We start from the raw sequence: 19,368 nt of genomic DNA, 5'->3' as shown, positions 1-19,368 counted from the left end.
GTATCAATTGACGCACATCAGAAGGGACGTCCCACGCTGCGATCCCGCGCTGCTGCGCGCATACGAGGGACAGGCGGCCGCGACCGTCCATGAGGCGATGGGCCGCAGGGGCGCGCTCGATCCCGCGATCAAACCGCTCGCGGCGGATATGACCGTCTGCGGCCGCGCGCTCACCGTGCGCTGCCACACGGGCGACAACCTGATGCTTGTCAAGGCGGTCAGCATGGCGGGCCCCGGCGACGTCATCGTCGCGGACATGGGCTCGGCGGTCGCTTCGGGGCCGTTCGGCGAGGTGCTGGCGGTGGAGTGCATGGCGCGCGGCGTTGCCGGTCTGGTGGTGTCCTGCACCGTACGCGACAGCCGCGAGATCATCCGGATGGGCTTCCCCGTCTTTTCCGCCGGGCTCTGCGTGCGCGGGACCGCCAAGGCGACGCTCGGCACGATCAACCACCCCATCTGCATCGGCGGCGAGATTGTCCAGCCGGGCGACCTCATCGTCGGGGATGCGGACGGCGTCGTGGTGGTCCCGCTGGAGGAGGCGCCGGACATCCTGCGGCTCGCCGAGGAACGGACGGCCAAGGAGGCGGCCGTTATGGATCGGCTCCGCGCGGGGGAATCGCTCTTCGACATCTACGGGTATCAGAGGGTGTTCGACTCGCTGCACTGTGTGGAAGAATAAGGACTCCTGTGCATACGATTTGTCGAAAATGTTTCGTTCCAGTGTATGATCAGATTGTACAGTGTGAAGATTTATAGTATAATAATACTTTAAGGTGCTTGTCTTCGCATGGATCATCTATGAGCGCAAGTTACATTGGAGGGAATAAACATGGCAGACAGATCGACAGGAGCGGCCGGACGGGCGTACGATTACCTTTACAGCGGGATTTTATCGGGGGAATTCCCACTCGGGTCCCCGATTGCGGAGGTGGAGATCGGCGAGGCGCTGGGCCTGAGCCGTTCTCCGGTGCGCGAGGCGCTCAAACGGATGGAGGCGGAGGGACTGGTGTCCCATTTCCCGGGAAGGGGAACCTTTGTCACCGATATCACGCAGCGGGACCTCGAGGAGATCTTCGAGCTGCGGATCATGTTCGAGCTGCATGCCCTGCACACCGCCTGCCGGTACTTTGATGAGGAGATGCTGGACCGACTGGAACAGGCCTTTTTGGATCTGAACGAAAACTCCGACCCCCAACAGTATTATGACGCAAATCATCTGCTGCACACGTCGATTATTGCGTATGGGGGCAACAGCAGGCTGGAAAAGTTCTACGACATGCTTACGGCGCAGTTCGCGATTGTGAACCGCATTTCCGCGCGGGACCCCGAGCACTTCAACGCTTCCAAAAAGAAGCACCTGAACATTATCCGGGCGTTGAAGCAGCGGGATGAAACAAGCGCCGAACGGTATCTTTTCCAGCATCTCAACGAGGTCCGCGACCGGACCATCAAGGAGTATTCGGAGCCGTTCCCGATCAAAAAGGCCCGCTCTCTCCCGGCCAGGCGGCTGGAAAGCGAATAGCGGCGCGCGGCGCGTCCCGAATCAAACGCGCCGCCGCCGATCTGCTTCCTCATCAGTTTCAAAAGGCATCCCGCGCCCTCCCCGGTATCCGGGGAGCGGAGTGGGACTGGACCGGAATGAACTTGGTGGGGATATTTTTTTTACAAGGGGGCTTTTCGATGAGGATCGGAATGATCGGACTGGGCGCCATGGGGCTGCCCATTGCGAAGCGGCTGCTGGGCGCGGGGCACGAGCTGTGCGCCTTTGACCTCTCCCCGCGCGCCGTGGGCGAGGCGGAAGCGGCGGGCGCGCGCATCTGCCCGACGGCGGGGGAGGCCGCGGCGGATACCGAGGTGCTTTTCTGCTCGCTGCCAAATGCGGCGATCGTCCGGTCGGTGCTCGAGGAAATCCTCGGGCGGGAGTCGATCGGCGCGTCGGTCATCGCCGACCTGAGCAGCATCGCGCCCGAATCGGCGCGGAAATTTTCCGAGATGGCCGCGGCGCGGGGGATCACCTACATGGACTGCCCGGTGAGCGGCGGGGTCGGCGGCGCGGCCGCCGGGACGCTGACCGTCATGGCGGGCGGCCCGGACCAGGCGTTCCTGCGGATGCGCCCGCTCTTCGAGACAATCGGCAGGAAGATCTGCCACATCGGGCCGGTCGGCGCCGGCTCGGGCGTCAAGATGGTCAACAACTACCTGCTCGGCTGCAACATGGCGGCCGCCGCCGAGGCGCTGGTGCTCGGCGCGAAGATCGGACTCGGGCTCGACACGATGTACGAGATTATCCGGGAGAGCTCGGGGCGCAGCTTCATCATTGAAAACAAGATCCCCAATTTCATCAAAAAGCGGTCCTTCGAGGGCGGCTTCGCGGTGGATTTGGAATACAAGGACCTGGGGCTCGCCGTCGAAACGGCAAAACAGCTCTCGATGCCGATCCCGATGGGGAGCACGGCGGTGCAGATGTTTGAGGCGGCGCGGGCCAAAGGATTCGGCAGGCAGGACATCACCTCGCTCTTAAAAATCTGGGAAGAGCTGATGGACACCGAGGTCAGATAGGGGGAGACAGCATGAAACCGGTTGCGGAGACCGCACGGGAATTGGGCTACGACTATGGGCATATGACGCTGGGGGAGTGCATCCGCGTGGCGGAGGAGACCCGGATGAGCGTCGGAGAAGTGATTTTGCGGGAGGCGGCGGACAGTACCGGCCTCACCGGCGAGCAGGTCGCGGCGAGCATGGAGGAGGCGTTCGCGCACAACCTCTGCGCCGCCGGGATCGGCGCCACGACGGGCAGGAGCTTCCTGCTCGGCGCGGTGGGGCAGGACCTCGCGGCGGAGGACGGCGCGAAGATCGCCGGGGACCCGTTCGTCGACCGGATCGTTACATACACCCTTGCGGCGCAGGTGGGAAACCACACGATCGGGCTGTGTCCCTGCGCCGGCACGGGCGACGCCTGCCCCTACACCGGGTTCGTCAAGGCGGTGAAGGAGTTCTATACCGACAAGGACCTGATCACGCGGGTCATGGCGGTCATCCTCAAGATCGGCGGCATCTTCCGGGTGGGCAAGCGGACGACCGGCTGCAACATGGAGGGGATCGGCGCGGGCGCGGCGGCCTCGGCGGCCGCCTTCGTCGAGCTGGCCGGGGGGACTCCCGCCCAGATGGAGCGGGCGGTCGTGCTCGCGATTTCCCCGACGATCAGCGTGCCCTGCACCCCGCGGGTACTCGTGCCCGGGCTGTGCGCCACCCACATCGGCGGCGGCATCCTCATCGCGCGCCTGGCAAGCCAGCTCGCGATGCACACCTCGATCCCCTCGACCGTCCCGGTGGACGTGATGATCGCCATGGCGGCGCAGTGCCATCTGGCCTCCGCGAAGCACGTCGTCCCGGTGACGATCGAATACATGGAGCCCTTCTTCAAGCACGACGAGCGGGTGGAGGCGTACATCGACCCGGCCGTGCGGGAGGCGGAGAAGCTGCGGCAGGAGGAGCTGATCGTCCGCGCGGCCGCCGAGAGCCGCGAGCTCGCGCGCCGCGCCAACCCGATCACCAAGCCGTTCGCGGAAGCGGTCGTCGGCGGCAGCAGCCAGGGGGTCGGTTCCCCGACCAACTGCGGGAGGATCGCGCACTTCCTGTCGGAGGGGCGGATCAAAAAAGTGAAAATCGAGCTCTATTCCGAGCTCTTCGCCCGGAGGGCGATCAACGTGCCGGGCATCCTGATGGCCGCGGTCGACGGGGCGGGCACGAGCGACGCCGACGCCTACAGGGAGATCCTCGCGGAGGTGCGGCGGCGCGGGATCGAGGTGGAAATCCTCGAGGTCAACGAGCCGTCGGTCCAGAGGGTGACGATCGAGGCGGAAAAGCAGAATTCCATGGTGGATTCCCTCAACCGCGGCGGCGCCCGGCTGGTGCTGCGGGACGCCAGCCCCAGCGTGGAGCGCGCGCGGGAGATTGCGGAGGAGCTGAACATCGTGCTGATCGACCAGTGACCCGGCGGAAGATTTTTGCGGGCGAAGCCTGTCTAAATATGTCGACATTTTGTCGATCCAAATTATACAATATTTGCAAAGAGATCAAATATCTGGAATTGGCCCGCGCGGAAGGGAAGGTGACGGGATGGGCGTCGTGAACAGGCTGGTCGGCGGCATGCCGATCCCCCGGATGGTCCGGGTCCGACAGGAATTCGACGGCGCGCGCCTCACGGACGTCGGCGGCGCGGTGCGGGAGACCCTCCGCGGGAGCGGCGTCCTGCGCGGCGTGAAGCCGGGCATGCGCGTCGCCGTCACCGCCGGGAGCCGGGGGATCGCGAACATCGCCCTCATTCTCCGCACGATCACGGAAGCCCTGCGGGAGGCGGGCGCGGCCCCCTTCGTCGTGCCGGCGATGGGCAGCCACGGCGGCGCGACGGCCGAGGGGCAGCTCGACGTGCTGCGCAGCCTCGGAATCACCGAGGATTACCTGGGCTGCCCGGTCGAGTCCTCGATGGAGGTCCGGGAAATCGGGCGCACGCCCGACGGCCGTCCGGTGCAGATCGACGCGCGCGCCGCGGCGGCGGACGGGCTCGTGGCCGTCAACCGCGTCAAGCCCCACACCTCCTTTACCGGCCCCTACGAGAGCGGACTCATGAAGATGCTCGCCATCGGCCTTGCAAAACAGGCGGGCGCGGAGGTCTGCCACCAGGAGGGCTACGCCAACATGGCGGCAAACATCGAAAAATACGGGCGGGCGATCCTCCGCGACGCGAAGGTGCTCTTCGGCGTCGCCATCCTGGAGAACGCCTACGACCAGACCTGCGAGGTCGCGGCGCTACCCCCGGAGGAGATCGCAAAGCGGGAACCGGCGCTGCTTTTGCGGGCCAAGGCGCTCATGCCGGGGATCCTCCTTCCCAACGTCGACGTGCTGGTGGTCGACCGGATGGGCAAGAACATCAGCGGCCTCGGGATGGACCCGCATATCACCGGCTGCTTCGCCACGGGCTACGCGAGCGGGCCGCCGCGGCCGGGCAAGCTGGCCGTCCTCGACCTCACCGACGAGACCCACGGCAACGCCAACGGCATCGGCGTGGCGGACGTGACCACCCGCCGGCTGCTCGAGCGGTTCGATCCGGAGGTCACCTACCCCAACGCGATCACGGCGACCCTCACCCAGGCGGTCCGGATGCCGCTGGTCATGGACAGCCACAAACTGGCGATCCAGGCGGCGATCAAGACAGCGCCGGGGTTTGACAAGGCGCGCATCCGCATGGTGCGGCTGCGGGACACCCTGCACCTGAGCGAAATTTTCATCTCCGAGGCGATGCTCCCCGACGCGGCGGCCAACCCGCGCGTCGAGGTGCTGGGGGAACCGGAGGAGCTCTCCTTCGACGGGGAAGGCAACCTCTTCTGAACCGGTCGTTCCGGCCCAGACGGGCCCGACAATAAAGAATTCCATGCAGGAATTGACGAAAGGGGAGATGTATTTGCGAACGAAAAAAGTTGCAGTCATCACAGGCGCTACCCGGGGCATCGGGAACGCGGTCGCTCTCCAGCTGGCAAAGGACGGCTATGCGATCGTCGGATGCGGGACCATGGACCCCGCCCGGGCGGAAGGGCATATGAAGGAGATCGCGGACACGAGCCCGGAATTCCTCTATGTGCAGGCCGACGTTTCCAGGGAGGAGGACCGCAGGAACCTGATCGACAGGACGCTCGAACGGTTCGGACGGATCGACGTGCTCGTCAACAACGCCGGGGTCGGCTCCCTAGTGCGCACGAACATCCTCGACGTGACCGAGGAGAGCCTCGACCGGGTGTTCGGCATCAACCTCAAGGGCTACCTCTTCCTGGGGCAGCTGGCCGCCAAGCAGATGATCAAACAGGTGGAGGCGGGAGACCCCGCGCCCAAGCCGGTGATCATCAACATGTCGTCCATTTCGGCGTACACCCTATCGGTCATGCGGGGCGAATACTGCATGTCCAAGGCCGCCATCGCGATGCTGACCAAGCTGCTCGCCTTCGCGCTGGCCGACTACGGCATCAACGTCTATGAGATCCGCCCGGGCAACATCCTCAGCGACATGACCCTGCCGGTCAAGGAGCATTTCGACAAGCTGATCGCCGACGGCCTGCATCCGCTGCGCCGCTGGGGGACCGGCGAGGACTGCGCGAAGGCCGTCTCCGCGATCTGCAAGGGCTACCTGCCCTACACGACCGGCTCCGCCATCGACGTCGACGGCGGCTTCCACATGAAGTGGATCGATTGAGAGTATTCAAGGGGCGCCCACGGCGCCCTCACACAAGACCCTCCATGCGGTGCATGGAGCTATGAAGAGGAGGCGCAAAAAATGAAAAGAAACAGACTGCTCAGCATGCTACTCGCGACGGTGCTGGTCCTGACGCTGCTTGCCGGCTGCGGTTCCGAGCCCGCCCCGGCGGCCACGCCGGAACCCGCCGCCCCCGCGTCGGAAGCCCCGGCTGCGAAGCCTGCGGCCCCGGCTGAAGAGCCCGCCGCCGAGAAGTTCGTCGTGCTCAACAGCACCAAGGGAATGGATAACCAGTACTACGTTGAGCTCGACCGGGGCGGAAAAGAAGCCGCCGCCCAGCTCGGCATGGAGTATGTGACCCTCTCCGCCGAGAACAACGAGCAGAAGCAGGTCGCCGACCTGGAGTCCGGACTGGTCACCTACCAGCCCGACCTCGTCATCATCATGCCGATGAGCCCGTCGATCGTGCCGGCGCTCTGCGATCTGTGTGAAAACGCCAAGGTCCCCTTCATCACCCTCTTCGACTACCCCGAGGGGATGGATTTCACCGCCTACGAGTACCATCTGGCCCACCTGCTGACCGACCTCTACCAGGAGGGCAAGACCGAGGCCGAGTACCTCTTTGAGGCGATGGGCGGAGAAGGCGGCATCATCGCCATCGACGGACCTGCCGGCAACACCACCGCGGTCCGCCGCCATGAGGGCCTGCTGGACGCCATGAAGGAGTATCCGGGCATCACCCTGCTGGAGTCCCAGCCCGGCGATTTCGACCGTTTCGCGGCCGCCCCGGTGTTTGAGGACATGTACATCAAGTACGGCGACCAGATCGACGGCGTATGGTGCGCCAACGACGATATGGCCATGGGCGTCATCGAGATCCTCGACGGCGTCGGCAAGCTGGGACAGGTCAAGATCAGCGGCCTGGACTGCCTGCAGGATTTCCTCGACCACATGAAGAAGGGCAACACCTGCGTCAGCCTCAGCGGCGACGCCCCCGGCATGCAGGCCCGCGCCGTCTGCTTCGGCTATGACTATCTGACCGAGGGCATCCGCCCGGTCACCGACGAAAACAAACACGCGATCTGGGATCCGCCGGTCGTGACTCCGGAAAATGTCGACGAGTACTACGACCTGTGGTATGGCTCGAAAGCCGCCGGCCGCGACTGGACCGCCGACAGCAAGGTCAAACATCCGGCATAAACGGAAACGCCGGCATCAAATGATTCTCTGTTGCGGCAGGCATACCCCGCGTCCGCAGGGTATGCCTGCCCGCAGATCACGACATCGGAAGCCAACGCTGCTGTGCGCAGCCCCATGGCGGGCTGTGCCGGGCGGACTGCCCGGCTTCCCATCTATAGCGGGAGGAGCGTAGCAAGTATGCAACAGACCGACGACAGGCAGAGCATCCTGTCCATGCGCGGCATCCGGAAAAGTTTTGCCGGCGTCCAGGCGCTCAAGGGGGTTTCGCTGGAGCTCTATCCCGGCGAAGTCCTGGGGCTGATCGGGGAAAACGGCGCCGGTAAGAGCACCCTGATGCGCGTACTGATGGGGATTGAAAAACGAGACGCCGGGACGATCCTGTGCCACGGGGAGGAACTGAACCTGACCAAGCCGATCGAGGCCTATGAAAAGGGGATCGGGATGGTGTTCCAGGAGCAGGCGCTCTTTCCCAACCTTTCGGTGGCGGAGAACATCTTCCTCGGGCACGAGGAACATTTGCAGACGGCGGGCTTTTTGCACTGGAGCGAGATGTACCGCGAATCGAAGATGGTTTTGGAGAAGGTCGGGCTGGCGAACCTCGACCCGAGGACCCGTTTGAGCAGGCTGAGCTTTTCCCAGCGGCAGATGGTGGAGATCGCCCGGGTGCTCTATACGGCGCTGCACACCGACCGGCAGGTCATCGTGATCCTCGACGAGCCCACGGCCGTGCTCTCGCCCAGCGAGGTGGAAAACCTGTTCGCCATCATCAACTCCCTCCGGGAACAGGCCGCGTTTATCTTTATTTCGCACCATCTGGAGGAGATCGTGGAATACACCGACCGCGTGGCCGTCATGAAGGACGGCTCCAACGTGGGCGATGTCATGACCAGGGATGTGGATATCCGGATTCTGCAGGAAATGATGGTGGGACGCGAATTCTCTACCGACTTCTTCTTCGCGCAGGAGCTGCGCGTGCCGGAGGACGAGGTGGTCCTGCGGCTGGAGGGCGTTACCAACAAGGAAGTAAAGGACGTCAGCTTCAGCCTGCGCAAGGGGGAGATTCTGGGGATCGCGGGGCTGATGGGATGCGGCAAGGAGGACCTCTCCAAAATCATCTTTGGGGACTCTCCGGTGGAAAAGGGGACGATCACCGCCGCCGACGGCAGCCAGCTGGGCAACAGCATTGCCCTGGCGGTAAAGGCGGGGATCGGCTATCTGCCCAGCGACCGGCGCAATGAAGGGATTTTGGGCGTCTTATCCGTAATCACGAATACGACCATCGCCAACCTAGACAATTTTACCAGGGCGCTTGGCTTTATCGACCAGCGCCGGGAACAGCAAGGCGTGGATGATTATATTAGCCGGCTGAAAATCAAAACCCCATCCGGCAGGACAAAAATCATGAATCTATCGGGAGGCAACCAGCAGAAGGTCATTTTGGCGCGCTGGCTGAGCCTGAAGCCCCGGATTCTGCTGATGGAACAGCCCACGAGAGGCATCGACGTCGGCGCGAAGCAGGAGATTTACCGGCTGATGCGCGAACTTGCCAACGAAGGAATTTCCATTCTAGTGGTATCCGACGAAATGCCGGAGCTGATCGGGCTGTGCAACCGCATCGTCACCATGAGACGCGGCGTCGTCACCGGCGAAATTGACTGCCAGAAGGAGGTTAAACCGAATGAAAGGGACATTATCCGCTACATCGCATAAGACCGCGCCGGCCGCCCGCCGGGAGATCGACTATTCCCTGATCATCGCGCCGGCGGCGCTGGTTATCTGCGTAATCTTTTTCACCATCATGAACCCCCGCTTTATTTCGCTGGATAACCTGATGAATATCCTGCGCCAGGGCGGCCCGCTGTTTATCGTGTCGTTCGGCCTGGTCGGGGTCATCCTGATCGGGAGCATCGACATCTCGTCCGACGGCCTGCTCAGCCTGGCCGGCGTCTCGGCGGTCATGCTGGCCAACATCGTCCAGGACGGCGGCGGCTGGCTGAGCGTGCTGCTGGGCACGGGGATCGGGCTGGTGTTCGGCGTGTTCATGGGCTTTCTGGTCTCCTATGTGCGCCTGCCCTCCTTCCTGGTCACCTACGGCACCTCGACCATCTGCCGCGGCATCGCGCTGATCGTATCGGGCGGCATCGCCCAGAACACCATGTTCGTCCAGTTCAAGAAGCTGGGGTCCGGCAGCGTCGGGTTCCTGCCGACGCTGGCGATCTTTTCGGCGGTGATCCTCATCCTCATGGTCGTCCTCACGACCAAGACCAAGTACGGCCGGTCGCTGTACGCCATGGGCAGCAACGAGCGCGTGGCCGGGCTGTGCGGCCTGCCGACCCGCAAATATAAGCTGATCGCCTTTACCGTAGCGGGCGCCTGCACCGGGCTCGCGGGCGTGCTGATGAGCGCGCGTCTGGGCGCGGGCACCCATTCCCAGGGCCAGGGCATGTCGCTCGACGCGATCGCCGCCGTGGTCATGGGCGGCACCTCGCTCAGCGGCGGCAAGGGCAGCGTCACCCGCACCATCACCGGCGTGTTCGTCATCCTGATGCTCAACAACGGCCTGAACCTGATGGGCGTCTCGCCCCACGTCCAGATCCTCGTCAAGGGCATCGTCGTGATCCTCGCCGTGGCCGCCTCCTCCGACTGGAAGAGCAAGGACATCGTCAAGTAACCGCAGACAACGCGGAAGGGGGAGATTTTTTATGAAAGACACCATGAAGGCGGTTGTCTTCAAGGAGCTAGGCTCGGTGGTCCTGGAGGACCGCCCGGTCCCCGCGATCCTGCACCCGAAGGACGCGATCGTCCGGGTGACGCTCGCGGCGATCTGCTCGAGCGACATCCACATCAAGCACGGCATGATCGCGAAGGCGAAGGAGGGGGTCATCCTCGGCCATGAGATGGTCGGGGAGGTCGTCGAGACGGGAAGCGGGATCGAAAAATTCCACAAGGGCGACCGCGTGACCGTCAACAACGAGACCTTCTGCGGCGAGTGCTTCTTCTGCCGCCGCGGATACGTCAACAACTGCTCGATGGAGGGGGGCGGCTGGGCGCTCGGCTGCCGCATCGACGGCGGGCAGGCGGAATATGTGCGCGTGCCCTACGCGGACAACGGCCTCAACCACATCCCCGACGCGGTGTCGGACGAGGCGGCGCTGCTCGTCGGCGACGTGCTCGCCACCGGGTTCTGGGCCGCGGAGATCGCGGAGATCCGCCCGGCGGAGACGGTCGCGGTGATCGGCGCGGGACCCACCGGGCTCTGCACGGCGATGTGCGCGCGGCTCTATTCCCCGGCGCGGCTCGTCGTCATCGACATGTCCGACGAGCGGCTGGAGTTCGCGAAGGCGCACGGGCTCGCCGACCTCACGATCAACCCCCTCCGGGAGGACCCGCTCGAAATCGTGCGCGGCCTCACCGACGGGCGGGGGGCCGACCGGGTCTTCGAGGTCGCGGGCGGGCGCAACACCTTCGAGATGGCGTGGCGTCTCGCGCGGTGCAGCGGAACGGTCTGCCTCGTGGCCCACTACGAGGAGGACCCCCAGAAGCTGCCCCTGCGGGAGATGTACGGCAAGAACCTCGTCTTCAAGACGGGCGGGGTCCACGCGAACGCCTGCGCCAAGACCCTCTCGCTCATCGAGGCGGGCATGCTCGACACCCGCCCGCTCATCACCCACCGGCTCCCGCTCGACGACGCGCTCGAGGGATACCGGCTGTTTGAAGCGCAGGAGGACCATGTGATCAAGGTCGCCATCACGCCCCGCAGGGGATGAGGACGGGACCCGAAACGGAAAAGGAGGTTCGGTATGGCAACGGAACCCAACATCAGGAAACTTGTCGTCTTCCGGGAGACGATCCGCAGCGAGGGAGGCTGTGAGCTGGAAAAGCCGCTCAGGAAGTGCGCGGCCGCCGCGGTCATCAAAAATCCCTACGCGGGCGCCTACCAGGAGGATTTGACCCTGCTCATGGAGTACGGGGAATACCTGGGCGGTTATCTGACCCAAAAGGCGGTGGAGGCGATGGGGATCGACCCGTCGGAGGTCCACAGCTTCGGCAAGGCGTGCATCGTCGGGCTGGACGGCGAGCACGAGCACGCCGCCGCGCTGATGCACCCGCGCCTGGGCGCGCCGATGCGCGCCTACCTCGGGGCGGGCAAGGCGGTCATCCCGTCGGCCAAAAAGATCGCGGCCCCGGGCGCGACGCTCGACGTGCCGCTGCTCCACAAGGACGCGATGCTCGTGCGCTCCCACTACGACGCGATCACCATCCGCATCCCCGACGCGCCCCACGCCGACGAGGTCGTCGTCGCCGTCGCGTTCACGACGGGCGGCAGGCCCCACGCGCGCATCGGCGGCGTTTCGGCGGAAGGGATCAAGGGACAGAATGGGCTCGATTAGAGCGGAAAGGGCGTGATCGGATGAAACCATATGTGCGCAAGGAAGTTGTAATCATCGACGAGATCCGCGCGGAGATCGGCAGGCCCCTGCCCGTGCCGCTGCGCAAATGCGCCTCGGTGGCGATCGTGGAGAACCTCTTCGCGGGGAAGCGGGTGGAGGACCTCTCCCTCTACGGCGAATACGGCGAATGGCTCGGAAGGCTGCTGGTCGAAAACGCCCTCGAGGCGCTCGGCGTGGGCCCGGAGGAGATCCAGAGCTACGGCAAGGCCGTGGTGACGGGGCTCGCGGGGGAGCAGGAGCACGGCTCGGCGCTCCTCCACATCGCCTTTGACGGGCCGGTGCGGGAGGCGCTCCGGGACACCCTCTCGATCATCCCCTCGACCGAGAAGGCGGGCCCCGCGGGCTGCTCGGTCGACGTGCCGCTGCACAGCAAGCGGGCCGTCAAGGTGCGGACCCACTACGACGCGATGGAGGTCTCCGTCGCGGACGCCCCAAGGCCCGATGAAATCATGGTGGTGCTCTGCCTGACCACCGGCTCCCGCCCCTTCCCGCGCGTGGGCGGCCTGCTGCTCGACCAGGTCAAGGGCGTGGACGGCGTGAGCTGAGGAGGAATGTGAGATGCCTGATCTGATTATCACCAACATCGGTACCCTCGTAAGCGGCGACTGGGAGAACCCGGTCCTCGACTGCAACACCGTCGCCATCCGCGGCGGGCTGATCGACGCGGTGGGCGGCGCGGAGCTGCTCTCCCGCTACCCGGACGCGCAGGTGCTCGACGCGATGGGGGTCACGGTGGCCCCCGGGCTGATCGATTCCCACTGCCACCCCTGCGTGGGGGACTACACCTTCCGCCAGAAGACGGCGGACTTCCTCGAAAGCGAGGTGCACGGCGGGGTCACGACGATGATTTCGGCGGGGGAGCCCCACTTCCCCGGACGGCCGAAGGACGCCGCCGGCGCGAAGGCGCAGGCGATCTTTCTCTCCAAGTGCTTCCGGAACCAGTCGCCGCTGGGTGCGAAGATCCACGGCGGCGCGCTGATTCTGGAGCAGGGACTCGTGGAAGCGGACTTCGCCGAGATGGCGCGCGAGGGGGTGTGGCTCGTCGGGGAGATCGGGCTCGGCTCGGTCAAATCCCCGGCCGACGCGGCCCCCCTCGTCGAGATCGCCAAGAGGTACGGCTTCAGGGTCGCGATGCACACGGGCGGCACCTCGATCCCCGGCAGCTCGCCGGTGAGCGCCGACGACGTCATCCGCACCGGGCCGACGGTCGCCTCCCACTGCAACGGCGGCCCCACCTCGATCTCCACGGCGGAGGCGGAACGGATCATCCGGGAGAGCGACGCGGCGGTCGAGATCGTCCAGTGCGGCAACTACCGCATGACCAACTTCATCCTCGAGACGGCGGGGAAGCTCGGCCAGTGGGGCCGCGTCATCTTCGGGAACGACGCGCCTTCCGGCACCGGCATGATCCCGCTGGGCATCCTCCGCAACGTCTGCTACGCCAGCAGCGTCTGCGGCGTGCCCCCGGCGGTCGCCGTCGCGATGGCGACCGGCAACACCGCCCGCGTCTTCGGGCTCAACACCGGCGTGATCGCGCCCGGCCGGGAGGCGGACATCGTCTGCCTCGACGCGCCGATCGGCTCGGTCGCGGACACCGCCCTCGGCGCGATCGAGGCGGGGGACATCCCCGGCGTGACCTATGTGATCATCAACGGCAGGGTCGCGGTGGTCAAGAGCCGCAACACCCCGCCGGGAAACCGGACGCCCCGGCCGGCTGGCCAAAACGACGCCTGAGGAGGACGGACAGATGGGAAAAGGCTTCAGCGACTACTATACCAACCGCGAAAAGGCCCTCGACCTCAAAAAGAGCGCGGTGCTGATCGTGGATATGATGAACGACTTCTGCAAGCCGGGCGGCCGCATGGTGCTGGAGGACGGCTACCTGATCGTGGAGCCGATCCAGCGGCTGGTCGCCGCCGCCCGCGCGCACAAGATCCCCATCGTGTGGATCTGCCAGAAATACCGGATGGACAAATACGACAAGGTGACGGAAAAGCGGGTCGGCACCTGCTATGAGGGCACCTGGGGCGCCGAGCAGATCGACGAGCTGCCCATCCTGCCGGAGGACTACGTGGTCAACAAGCGCCGCTACAGCGGCTTCTTCCAGACCGACCTCGACCTCACACTGCGGGACATGGGCTGTGAAAAGGTGATCGTCGGCGGCGCGGTGACCAATATCTGTGTGCGCGGCACGGTGGCCGACGCCTTCCAGCTCGACTACGAGGTGTTCGTGCCGAAGGACTGCGTGCGCGCCACGAGCGAGCGGGAGCAGGAGTCCCAGCTGTGGGACTTCGAGACCCACTTCGCGACGGTGTGCACGTCGGAGGAGCTGATCGCGGCGATGGATACTCTGGAGCCGGGGGACGAGTGCCGGATCCGGTGATCCGCGCCCCCGCAAAATGATAAAGGAGCGATGTATGATGGGAAAATTGACCAAGGAGCTGCGGGAGCGGCTTGACAGGCTTTCGACGACCAACGTCTCCGACGCGCTCGACGCGCTCGGGCTCAAGGGCTCGACCTACGGCGTCAACAAGATGTACGAGGGCTGCGAAAAGATCATCGGCGAGGCCGTCACGATGAAGGTGGTCGCCGCGGGGCTCACCAAGTCGACCACCCACATGGGAGTCAACGCGATCGAGGCCGCCAAGGAGGGCGACGTTATCGTCATCGACAACGGCGGGCGCATCGACGTCAACTGCTGGGGCGGCGTGCTGAGCACGGGCGCCAAATACAAGGGTGTGTCCGGCGTGGTCATCGACGGCGCCTGCCGCGACCTCGACGAGTGCATCGAGATGGGCTTCCCGGTCTACGCGCGCGCCACCATCTGCGCGACCGCCCGCGGCCGCGTGATGGAGGAGGCGACCAACGTGATGGTCTCCTTCCACGGCGTGCAGGTCCGCCCCGGCGATATCGTCATGGGCGACATCACCGGTGTGGTCTTCATCCCGCAGGAGCGGCTGGAGGACGTGATCGCCAAGGCGGAGACGCTGCTCGAGAAGGAGGAGGCCATGTGCCGCGACATCAAGTCGGGCATGTCGATGATGGAAGTCGACAAAAAATACAACTATGAGAACATGCTGAAATGATCAGCTGGATGAAGAGAATTTGAGAGGGGCGTTCGCATATGCAAATACCGAAACTCGACCCGGCCGTCATTGAAGCCTACAAGAAGCTGGATTCCACCAGCATTTCGGACGCGCTGGACCGCCTGGGCATCCCGGGCGGGCTCTATGGGATCAAACCGGTCACGCCGGGCGTGGTCATGTGCGGCCAGGCGTTCACCGTCCGTTACGTCCCCTGCGGGGAGGTCAAGGGAACGGTGGGCGACTTCCTGGACGATGTGGAGCCGGGGCAGGTCTGCGTGCTCGACAACGGCGGCCGCGACTACTGCACCGTCTGGGGGGACATCATGGCGATGGCCGCCTCGATGAAGGAGATCGCCGGGACGCTGATCTACGGCGTCTGCCGGGATGTCAAGGACGTGCGCGCGATCCGGTACCCCATCTTCACGATGGGCTACTACATGGTCACCGGCAAGGACCGGGTGGAGGTCGCTGCGGTCAACGAGCCGGTCACCGTTGCGGGAATCAAGGTCTGCCCGGGGGATCTGATCTTTGGGGACGAGACGGGCGCCCTCGCCGTCCCCTTCGACCGTGCGGAGCAGGTGCTCGCCATCGCGCGGGAGATCGAGGAGAAGGAGGAGCGCATCCGCCAGGCGCTGAAGGAGGGCATCCCCCTGCGGGAGGCCCGGGCGCGCATGGGGTACCACCATCTCCAGACCAAAGAGGCGTAAATAAAATTGTGGAGGTTTTTCCGTGAACACAAGAGTACTCTATCTCGATAAGCTCAACGAGCACATGGAGCGGATGATCCTGGACATGTGCCCGCCCGACGTGACGCTGCGGTTTTTAAACCCCACCATCGGGGAAAAGGGAACACCCGAGGACGCCGACTGCTTTTTCGTCACCACCTTCCGCACGACGAAGGAGATCATAGACCAGGCCCCCAACCTCCGCCTCATCCAGCGAACCGGCGTGGGCGTCGACATGGTCGACGTCGCCTACGCGAAGGAGAAGGGCATCCCCATCTCGATCTGCAAGGGCTTCAACGCCTCCTCGGTGGCGGAGCTCGCGGTGCTGGATATGCTGGCGCTCTACCGCCGCATCATCACCCTCGACCCGCTGGGCAAAAAGGGCGAGTGGCACACCTGGACCTACCGGCACGACAGCTATGAGCTGCTCGGCAAGACGGTCGGTGTGATCGGCGGCGGCACGATCGGTCGCGAGGTCATCAAGCGGGTGAAGGCGTTCGGCACCCGCGTCATCTACAGCGACGTCTTCCGGATGCCCCCGGAGGAAGAGGAGAAGCTGGGATGCGAATACGTGCCCTTTGACGAGCTGATCGCCTCGGCGGACGTCATCACGATCCACGCGCCGCTTCTGGACAGCACCCGCGGCATGATCGGCCGGGAGCAGTTTGCGCGCATGAAGGATTCCGCCATCCTGATCAACACGGCGAGAAGCCAGATCGTGGACGAGACGGCCCTGCTCGAGGCGCTCCGGGAAAAGAAGATCTGGGGCGCGGCGTTCGACGTGTTCGAGCCGGACGACCCGATCTTCGGGCTGGACGAGGGGCTTAACCTCATCACAACGCCGCACATCGGCGCGGCGACCTACGACAACTACTACCGCGTCTACAAGTTCAGCCTGGAAAACGCGCAGCGGATCGGCCGCGGCGAAGAGCCGCTCTTCCTGCTCTGACATTTCCGGCGTCTCCCCATAAAAAGCGGCTCCGCAGAATCCTGCGGAGCCGCTTTTTTGATGCTGTATGAAACGGACTCAGTCCCCGAGGGCGGTGACCGCCGCGCTGGCGCCCAGCCGGTCGCAGCCGTTTTCCAGGAAAAGGCGCAGGTCGGCCTCGGTGCGGATGCCGCCCGACGCCTTGATCTTTACCCGGGGCCCGATGTGCTCGCGGAAGAGGAGGACGTCGGGGAGGGTCGCGCCGCCGGTGCCGAAGCCGGTGGACGTTTTGATGTAGTCCGCGCCCGCCTCTGTGACGAGCTCGCAGAGGCGGACTTTTTCCTCCTCGGTGAGGTAGCAGGTCTCGACGATCACCTTGAGGACCTTATCTCCGGCCGCCCGCCGCAGCGCGGCGATCTCCGCGAGGACCTTGTCGTAATCGCCGTTTTTCACGTCGCCCAGGTTGACCACCATGTCCACCTCGCCGGCACCCTCGGCGATGGCCTGCTCGGCCTCGAAGACCTTGACGGCGGTGGTGTTGTATCCGAGCGGGAACCCGATGACGGTGCAGATGTTGAGCGCGGGGAAATGCTCGTGCGCCCGCGCGACATAGGAGGGCGGGATGCAGACCGAGGCGGTGTGGTGCGCGAGCGCCTCCTCGCAGAGCTTGCGGATATCCTGCCAGGTGGAGACGGCTTTGAGCTGGGTGTGGTCGACGTGGCTGTAGATTTCCTGTTTCTCCATAATAAACCTCCGTTTTTTTGAATCGGCGAGCGAGCTCAGCCGGTATAGACGTTGATGCCGGAACTGCGGTAGAAGGCGAGGTACCTGCCGTCGGTCTCCGGGTTGGTGACGACGTTGGCGATCCGGTCGATCGCGCAGAAGTAGGCGAAGGCGCGCTTGCCGAACTTGTGGCGGTCTGCCAGCAGGTAAAAGTCCCTGGAGTTGTCCAGCAGGTGGTGGTAGAGGGTCGGCTGAAGGCGGCTGTTGATCGAGTAGCCGTATTCAAGGTCGACGCCGTTCACCGTCAGGAAGACCTTGTCAAAATAGAGCCGCCGGAGGGATTCGATCGTGTATTCGTCGAGCGTCTCGATGTAGTTGCTCCCCACATGCACGTCGCCGCCCAGCAGGATCATCGAAAGTCCCTGCGATCTGGACAGCTCGACGACCGCGTCGATGTTGGAGGTCACCACGGTGAGCCCCTTTTTGCCGCGGATATAGCGGGCCAGGAGGGTGCAGGTCTTGCCCGCGCCGATGAAGATCACGTCGCCGTCTTCGACCAGGCGCGCGGCGGTTTGCGCGATCCGGTCCTTTTCGCCGTAGAAGGGGTCCTCCTCCCGCCCGTCGTCCGTGGGGCGTTCGGCGGCGGGCCGGTCCCGGTTGAGCCGGGCCGCGCCGTGGGTCTTGACGATCAGCCCGCGGCTGCTCAGCGCGTTCAGGTCCCTGCGGACGGTCGCGATCGAGGAGCCGGTCACCTCCTGCAGCACGGCGGTCGGCGTGACCCCGTGCGTCCCGAGGTAGTCCAGGATGCGTTCTTCCCGTTCGGATGCATACATCTTTATCCCAGCTTTATACATGATTGATCGTGCTTAGTATAGCACCTCTGAAAAACAAAATCAATCTAAAAAAATCACAAAAAGACAACAAAATTAGAAACGATCAAAATAAATCAAAAAGGTCCCGGCCGCGAAGGCGGCCGGGACCTTTTTTACATCTACGCCTCTTCGGGTTTCGCATCCGCGAGGTCGATATACCCCGTGACGTTCTGCGCGATGGGCGTGCGTCCAACGCGCGACGCGCTGTTGGTGATCCGCAGTCTGCCGTCCACGGCGATCCCGTCGTAGACCCAGTAGCGCCCGCTGATGGTGGCCGAGCGTGTCTGCGCTGTGGCGCTCGCATAGAGCGGAACGCCGTAGAGCAGCAGAGCCGTCCCGGCGGCCGGAGCCTCGGGAAGGGCGGGCTCGCCCTCCCCGCCGCCGTCCTCCGCCGCGTAGTCGCGGAAGGAGACGTCGAGGTCGACATACCCGGAGATGCCGTCCACCAGCCCGCGCGAGCTGTGCTGCCAGAGGTCCACGCCGCCCTCCAGCGAGGGCTTTTGGCTGCTCCAGTCCGCCACCCACCGCTGGACGGGTTTCAGCTCCGGGAGGTCGAGCATCGTCTCAAACCAGTAGAGGCTCGAGTAGACGCCGGGGGTGAGGCCGCCCTGCGCCACCTTGCCGCAGAACGCAAGCGCGAGCCCGGTGCGCTGGTCGTTGGTCAGCGCGTGCTGTCCGGCGCTCTCCATATCAAGCGAGGCGGGGTATACGATCTGGTAGGGCGTTGCCAGCTCCAACAGAAAGGCGGCTTCCTCTTCGGCCTCGCCCGTCGTGACGGCCCGGCTGTAGAGGTAGGCCCCGACGGGGATCCCCTGCGCGGCGGCGCCCTCCATGTTTCTTGCGAAATTCGGATCGGCCGCGAGGCCGTAGCCCGCGCGGACCATTGCAAAGCCGACGCCGCCGGCTTTTACGCGCGCCCAGTCGATTTCTCCCTGCCAGACGGAGACGTCGATTCCATTTATAGCAGTCATTGAAAGACCTTCTCTCGTGGATTCAGATGGGGAAACTTCCCCGGATATCCTATGCCCCCGAGCTGGAAAGCGTTCCCGGAAGGGGCGAAGCAAAACTTGCCAAAGGCTCAAAATGTGTAAAATCGATAATAACTATAGAAATTTGTGACCACAAAAACGGAATTATAA

20 protein-coding genes are annotated in these 19,368 nt (G+C 64.4%); 17 read left to right on the top strand and 3 right to left on the bottom strand.

Translation table 11 applies throughout. From position 1 onward, the window contains the following. Positions 1 to 7 precede the first annotated feature (7 nt). From NE609_RS02040 to NE609_RS01960, 17 genes are all read left to right on the top strand, one after another. On the top strand, positions 8 to 679 hold the full coding sequence (locus NE609_RS02040) for a 4-carboxy-4-hydroxy-2-oxoadipate aldolase/oxaloacetate decarboxylase (protein ID WP_256151543.1): 672 nt from the start codon (positions 8 to 10) through the stop codon (positions 677 to 679). A 150-nt stretch (positions 680 to 829) separates the two neighbouring features. Then, entirely contained in the window at positions 830 to 1,522 is a 693-nt protein-coding gene (locus NE609_RS02035) for a GntR family transcriptional regulator (RefSeq protein ID WP_121586002.1), read from the top strand. 158 nt (positions 1,523 to 1,680) lie between these two features. Continuing rightward, positions 1,681 to 2,559 carry an NAD(P)-dependent oxidoreductase gene (locus tag NE609_RS02030; protein ID WP_256151542.1) on the top strand — a complete coding sequence of 293 codons (879 nt, stop codon included), beginning with the start codon at positions 1,681 to 1,683 and terminating at the stop codon, positions 2,557 to 2,559. A gap of 11 nt (positions 2,560 to 2,570) precedes the next feature. After that, positions 2,571 to 3,992, top strand: a complete 1,422-nt coding sequence (locus NE609_RS02025) for an L-serine ammonia-lyase, iron-sulfur-dependent, subunit alpha (RefSeq protein WP_256151541.1) — start codon at positions 2,571 to 2,573, stop codon at positions 3,990 to 3,992. A 127-nt stretch (positions 3,993 to 4,119) separates the two neighbouring features. Further along, entirely contained in the window at positions 4,120 to 5,388 is a 1,269-nt protein-coding gene (locus tag NE609_RS02020) for a lactate racemase domain-containing protein (protein ID WP_256151540.1), read from the top strand. A 73-nt stretch (positions 5,389 to 5,461) separates the two neighbouring features. Further along, positions 5,462 to 6,244, top strand: a complete 783-nt coding sequence (locus tag NE609_RS02015; RefSeq protein WP_243107396.1) for a 3-ketoacyl-ACP reductase — start codon at positions 5,462 to 5,464, stop codon at positions 6,242 to 6,244. 81 nt (positions 6,245 to 6,325) lie between these two features. Next, on the top strand, positions 6,326 to 7,444 hold the full coding sequence (locus tag NE609_RS02010) for a sugar ABC transporter substrate-binding protein (RefSeq protein WP_256151539.1): 1,119 nt from the start codon (positions 6,326 to 6,328) through the stop codon (positions 7,442 to 7,444). Between the two features lie 177 nt (positions 7,445 to 7,621). Beyond that, entirely contained in the window at positions 7,622 to 9,154 is a 1,533-nt protein-coding gene (locus tag NE609_RS02005) for a sugar ABC transporter ATP-binding protein (protein WP_256151538.1), read from the top strand. Then, a complete protein-coding gene (locus NE609_RS02000) occupies positions 9,123 to 10,115 on the top strand; it encodes an ABC transporter permease (RefSeq protein ID WP_256151537.1) in 993 nt (330 codons plus the stop codon). Before NE609_RS02005 ends, NE609_RS02000 begins: the two co-directional genes overlap by 32 nt. Before the next feature lie 31 nt (positions 10,116 to 10,146). Beyond that, complete coding sequence (locus tag NE609_RS01995) at positions 10,147 to 11,211, top strand: alcohol dehydrogenase (RefSeq protein WP_256151536.1); 1,065 nt, start codon at positions 10,147 to 10,149, stop codon at positions 11,209 to 11,211. 33 nt (positions 11,212 to 11,244) lie between these two features. After that, entirely contained in the window at positions 11,245 to 11,835 is a 591-nt protein-coding gene (locus tag NE609_RS01990) for an amino acid synthesis family protein (protein WP_101552045.1), read from the top strand. 20 nt (positions 11,836 to 11,855) lie between these two features. After that, positions 11,856 to 12,440, top strand: a complete 585-nt coding sequence (locus NE609_RS01985; RefSeq protein ID WP_121585996.1) for an amino acid synthesis family protein — start codon at positions 11,856 to 11,858, stop codon at positions 12,438 to 12,440. Between the two features lie 13 nt (positions 12,441 to 12,453). Further along, positions 12,454 to 13,629 (top strand): amidohydrolase family protein, encoded by a 1,176-nt coding sequence (locus tag NE609_RS01980; RefSeq protein ID WP_256151535.1) that lies wholly within the window; start codon positions 12,454 to 12,456, stop codon positions 13,627 to 13,629. Between the two features lie 13 nt (positions 13,630 to 13,642). Continuing rightward, a complete protein-coding gene (locus tag NE609_RS01975; RefSeq protein WP_101552039.1) occupies positions 13,643 to 14,278 on the top strand; it encodes a cysteine hydrolase family protein in 636 nt (211 codons plus the stop codon). 37 nt (positions 14,279 to 14,315) lie between these two features. Then, the gene (locus tag NE609_RS01970; RefSeq protein WP_186895807.1) at positions 14,316 to 14,981 is read left to right on the top strand and encodes an RraA family protein; all 666 of its coding nucleotides are present in this window, start codon (positions 14,316 to 14,318) and stop codon (positions 14,979 to 14,981) included. 38 nt (positions 14,982 to 15,019) lie between these two features. Then, a complete protein-coding gene (locus NE609_RS01965) occupies positions 15,020 to 15,688 on the top strand; it encodes an RraA family protein (RefSeq protein WP_101552036.1) in 669 nt (222 codons plus the stop codon). Positions 15,689 to 15,710: 22 nt separating this feature from the next. Next, the gene (locus NE609_RS01960) at positions 15,711 to 16,655 is read left to right on the top strand and encodes a 2-hydroxyacid dehydrogenase (protein ID WP_101552034.1); all 945 of its coding nucleotides are present in this window, start codon (positions 15,711 to 15,713) and stop codon (positions 16,653 to 16,655) included. 78 nt (positions 16,656 to 16,733) lie between these two features. Here NE609_RS01960 and deoC read toward each other — a convergent pair whose 3' ends face one another. From deoC to NE609_RS01945, 3 genes are all read right to left on the bottom strand, one after another. Continuing rightward, positions 16,734 to 17,378, bottom strand: a complete 645-nt coding sequence (gene deoC, locus NE609_RS01955; RefSeq protein ID WP_256151534.1) for a deoxyribose-phosphate aldolase — start codon at positions 17,376 to 17,378, stop codon at positions 16,734 to 16,736. A gap of 35 nt (positions 17,379 to 17,413) precedes the next feature. After that, positions 17,414 to 18,190: a DeoR/GlpR family DNA-binding transcription regulator gene (locus NE609_RS01950; RefSeq protein ID WP_256151533.1), complete on the bottom strand. Its 777-nt coding sequence runs from the start codon at positions 18,188 to 18,190 to the stop codon at positions 17,414 to 17,416. A gap of 158 nt (positions 18,191 to 18,348) precedes the next feature. Then, positions 18,349 to 19,200 (bottom strand): glycoside hydrolase family 25 protein, encoded by an 852-nt coding sequence (locus NE609_RS01945; protein ID WP_256151532.1) that lies wholly within the window; start codon positions 19,198 to 19,200, stop codon positions 18,349 to 18,351. Positions 19,201 to 19,368 lie beyond the last annotated feature (168 nt).

This window comes from Anaerotruncus sp. DFI.9.16, assembly GCF_024461615.1.
Lineage (GTDB): Bacteria > Bacillota > Clostridia > Oscillospirales > Ruminococcaceae > Anaerotruncus > Anaerotruncus massiliensis.
This window is presented reverse-complemented; position numbering and strand designations above follow the sequence as displayed.

Excerpts from the sequence above, each read along its gene's own strand:
- NE609_RS02035 (WP_121586002.1), top strand. The coding sequence starts at position 830 with ATGGCAGACAGATCGACAGGAGCGGCCGGACGGGCGTACGATTACCTT.
- NE609_RS02030 (WP_256151542.1), top strand. The coding sequence starts at position 1,681 with ATGAGGATCGGAATGATCGGACTGGGCGCCATGGGGCTGCCCATTGCG.
- NE609_RS02025 (WP_256151541.1), top strand. The coding sequence starts at position 2,571 with ATGAAACCGGTTGCGGAGACCGCACGGGAATTGGGCTACGACTATGGG.
- NE609_RS02020 (WP_256151540.1), top strand. The coding sequence starts at position 4,120 with ATGGGCGTCGTGAACAGGCTGGTCGGCGGCATGCCGATCCCCCGGATG.
- NE609_RS02010 (WP_256151539.1), top strand. The coding sequence starts at position 6,326 with ATGAAAAGAAACAGACTGCTCAGCATGCTACTCGCGACGGTGCTGGTC.
- NE609_RS02005 (WP_256151538.1), top strand. The coding sequence starts at position 7,622 with ATGCAACAGACCGACGACAGGCAGAGCATCCTGTCCATGCGCGGCATC.
- NE609_RS02000 (WP_256151537.1), top strand. The coding sequence starts at position 9,123 with ATGAAAGGGACATTATCCGCTACATCGCATAAGACCGCGCCGGCCGCC.
- NE609_RS01995 (WP_256151536.1), top strand. The coding sequence starts at position 10,147 with ATGAAAGACACCATGAAGGCGGTTGTCTTCAAGGAGCTAGGCTCGGTG.
- NE609_RS01990 (WP_101552045.1), top strand. The coding sequence starts at position 11,245 with ATGGCAACGGAACCCAACATCAGGAAACTTGTCGTCTTCCGGGAGACG.
- NE609_RS01985 (WP_121585996.1), top strand. The coding sequence starts at position 11,856 with ATGAAACCATATGTGCGCAAGGAAGTTGTAATCATCGACGAGATCCGC.
- NE609_RS01980 (WP_256151535.1), top strand. The coding sequence starts at position 12,454 with ATGCCTGATCTGATTATCACCAACATCGGTACCCTCGTAAGCGGCGAC.
- NE609_RS01975 (WP_101552039.1), top strand. The coding sequence starts at position 13,643 with ATGGGAAAAGGCTTCAGCGACTACTATACCAACCGCGAAAAGGCCCTC.
- NE609_RS01970 (WP_186895807.1), top strand. The coding sequence starts at position 14,316 with ATGGGAAAATTGACCAAGGAGCTGCGGGAGCGGCTTGACAGGCTTTCG.
- NE609_RS01965 (WP_101552036.1), top strand. The coding sequence starts at position 15,020 with ATGCAAATACCGAAACTCGACCCGGCCGTCATTGAAGCCTACAAGAAG.
- deoC (WP_256151534.1), bottom strand. The coding sequence starts at position 17,378 with ATGGAGAAACAGGAAATCTACAGCCACGTCGACCACACCCAGCTCAAA.
- NE609_RS01950 (WP_256151533.1), bottom strand. The coding sequence starts at position 18,190 with ATGTATGCATCCGAACGGGAAGAACGCATCCTGGACTACCTCGGGACG.
- NE609_RS01945 (WP_256151532.1), bottom strand. The coding sequence starts at position 19,200 with ATGACTGCTATAAATGGAATCGACGTCTCCGTCTGGCAGGGAGAAATC.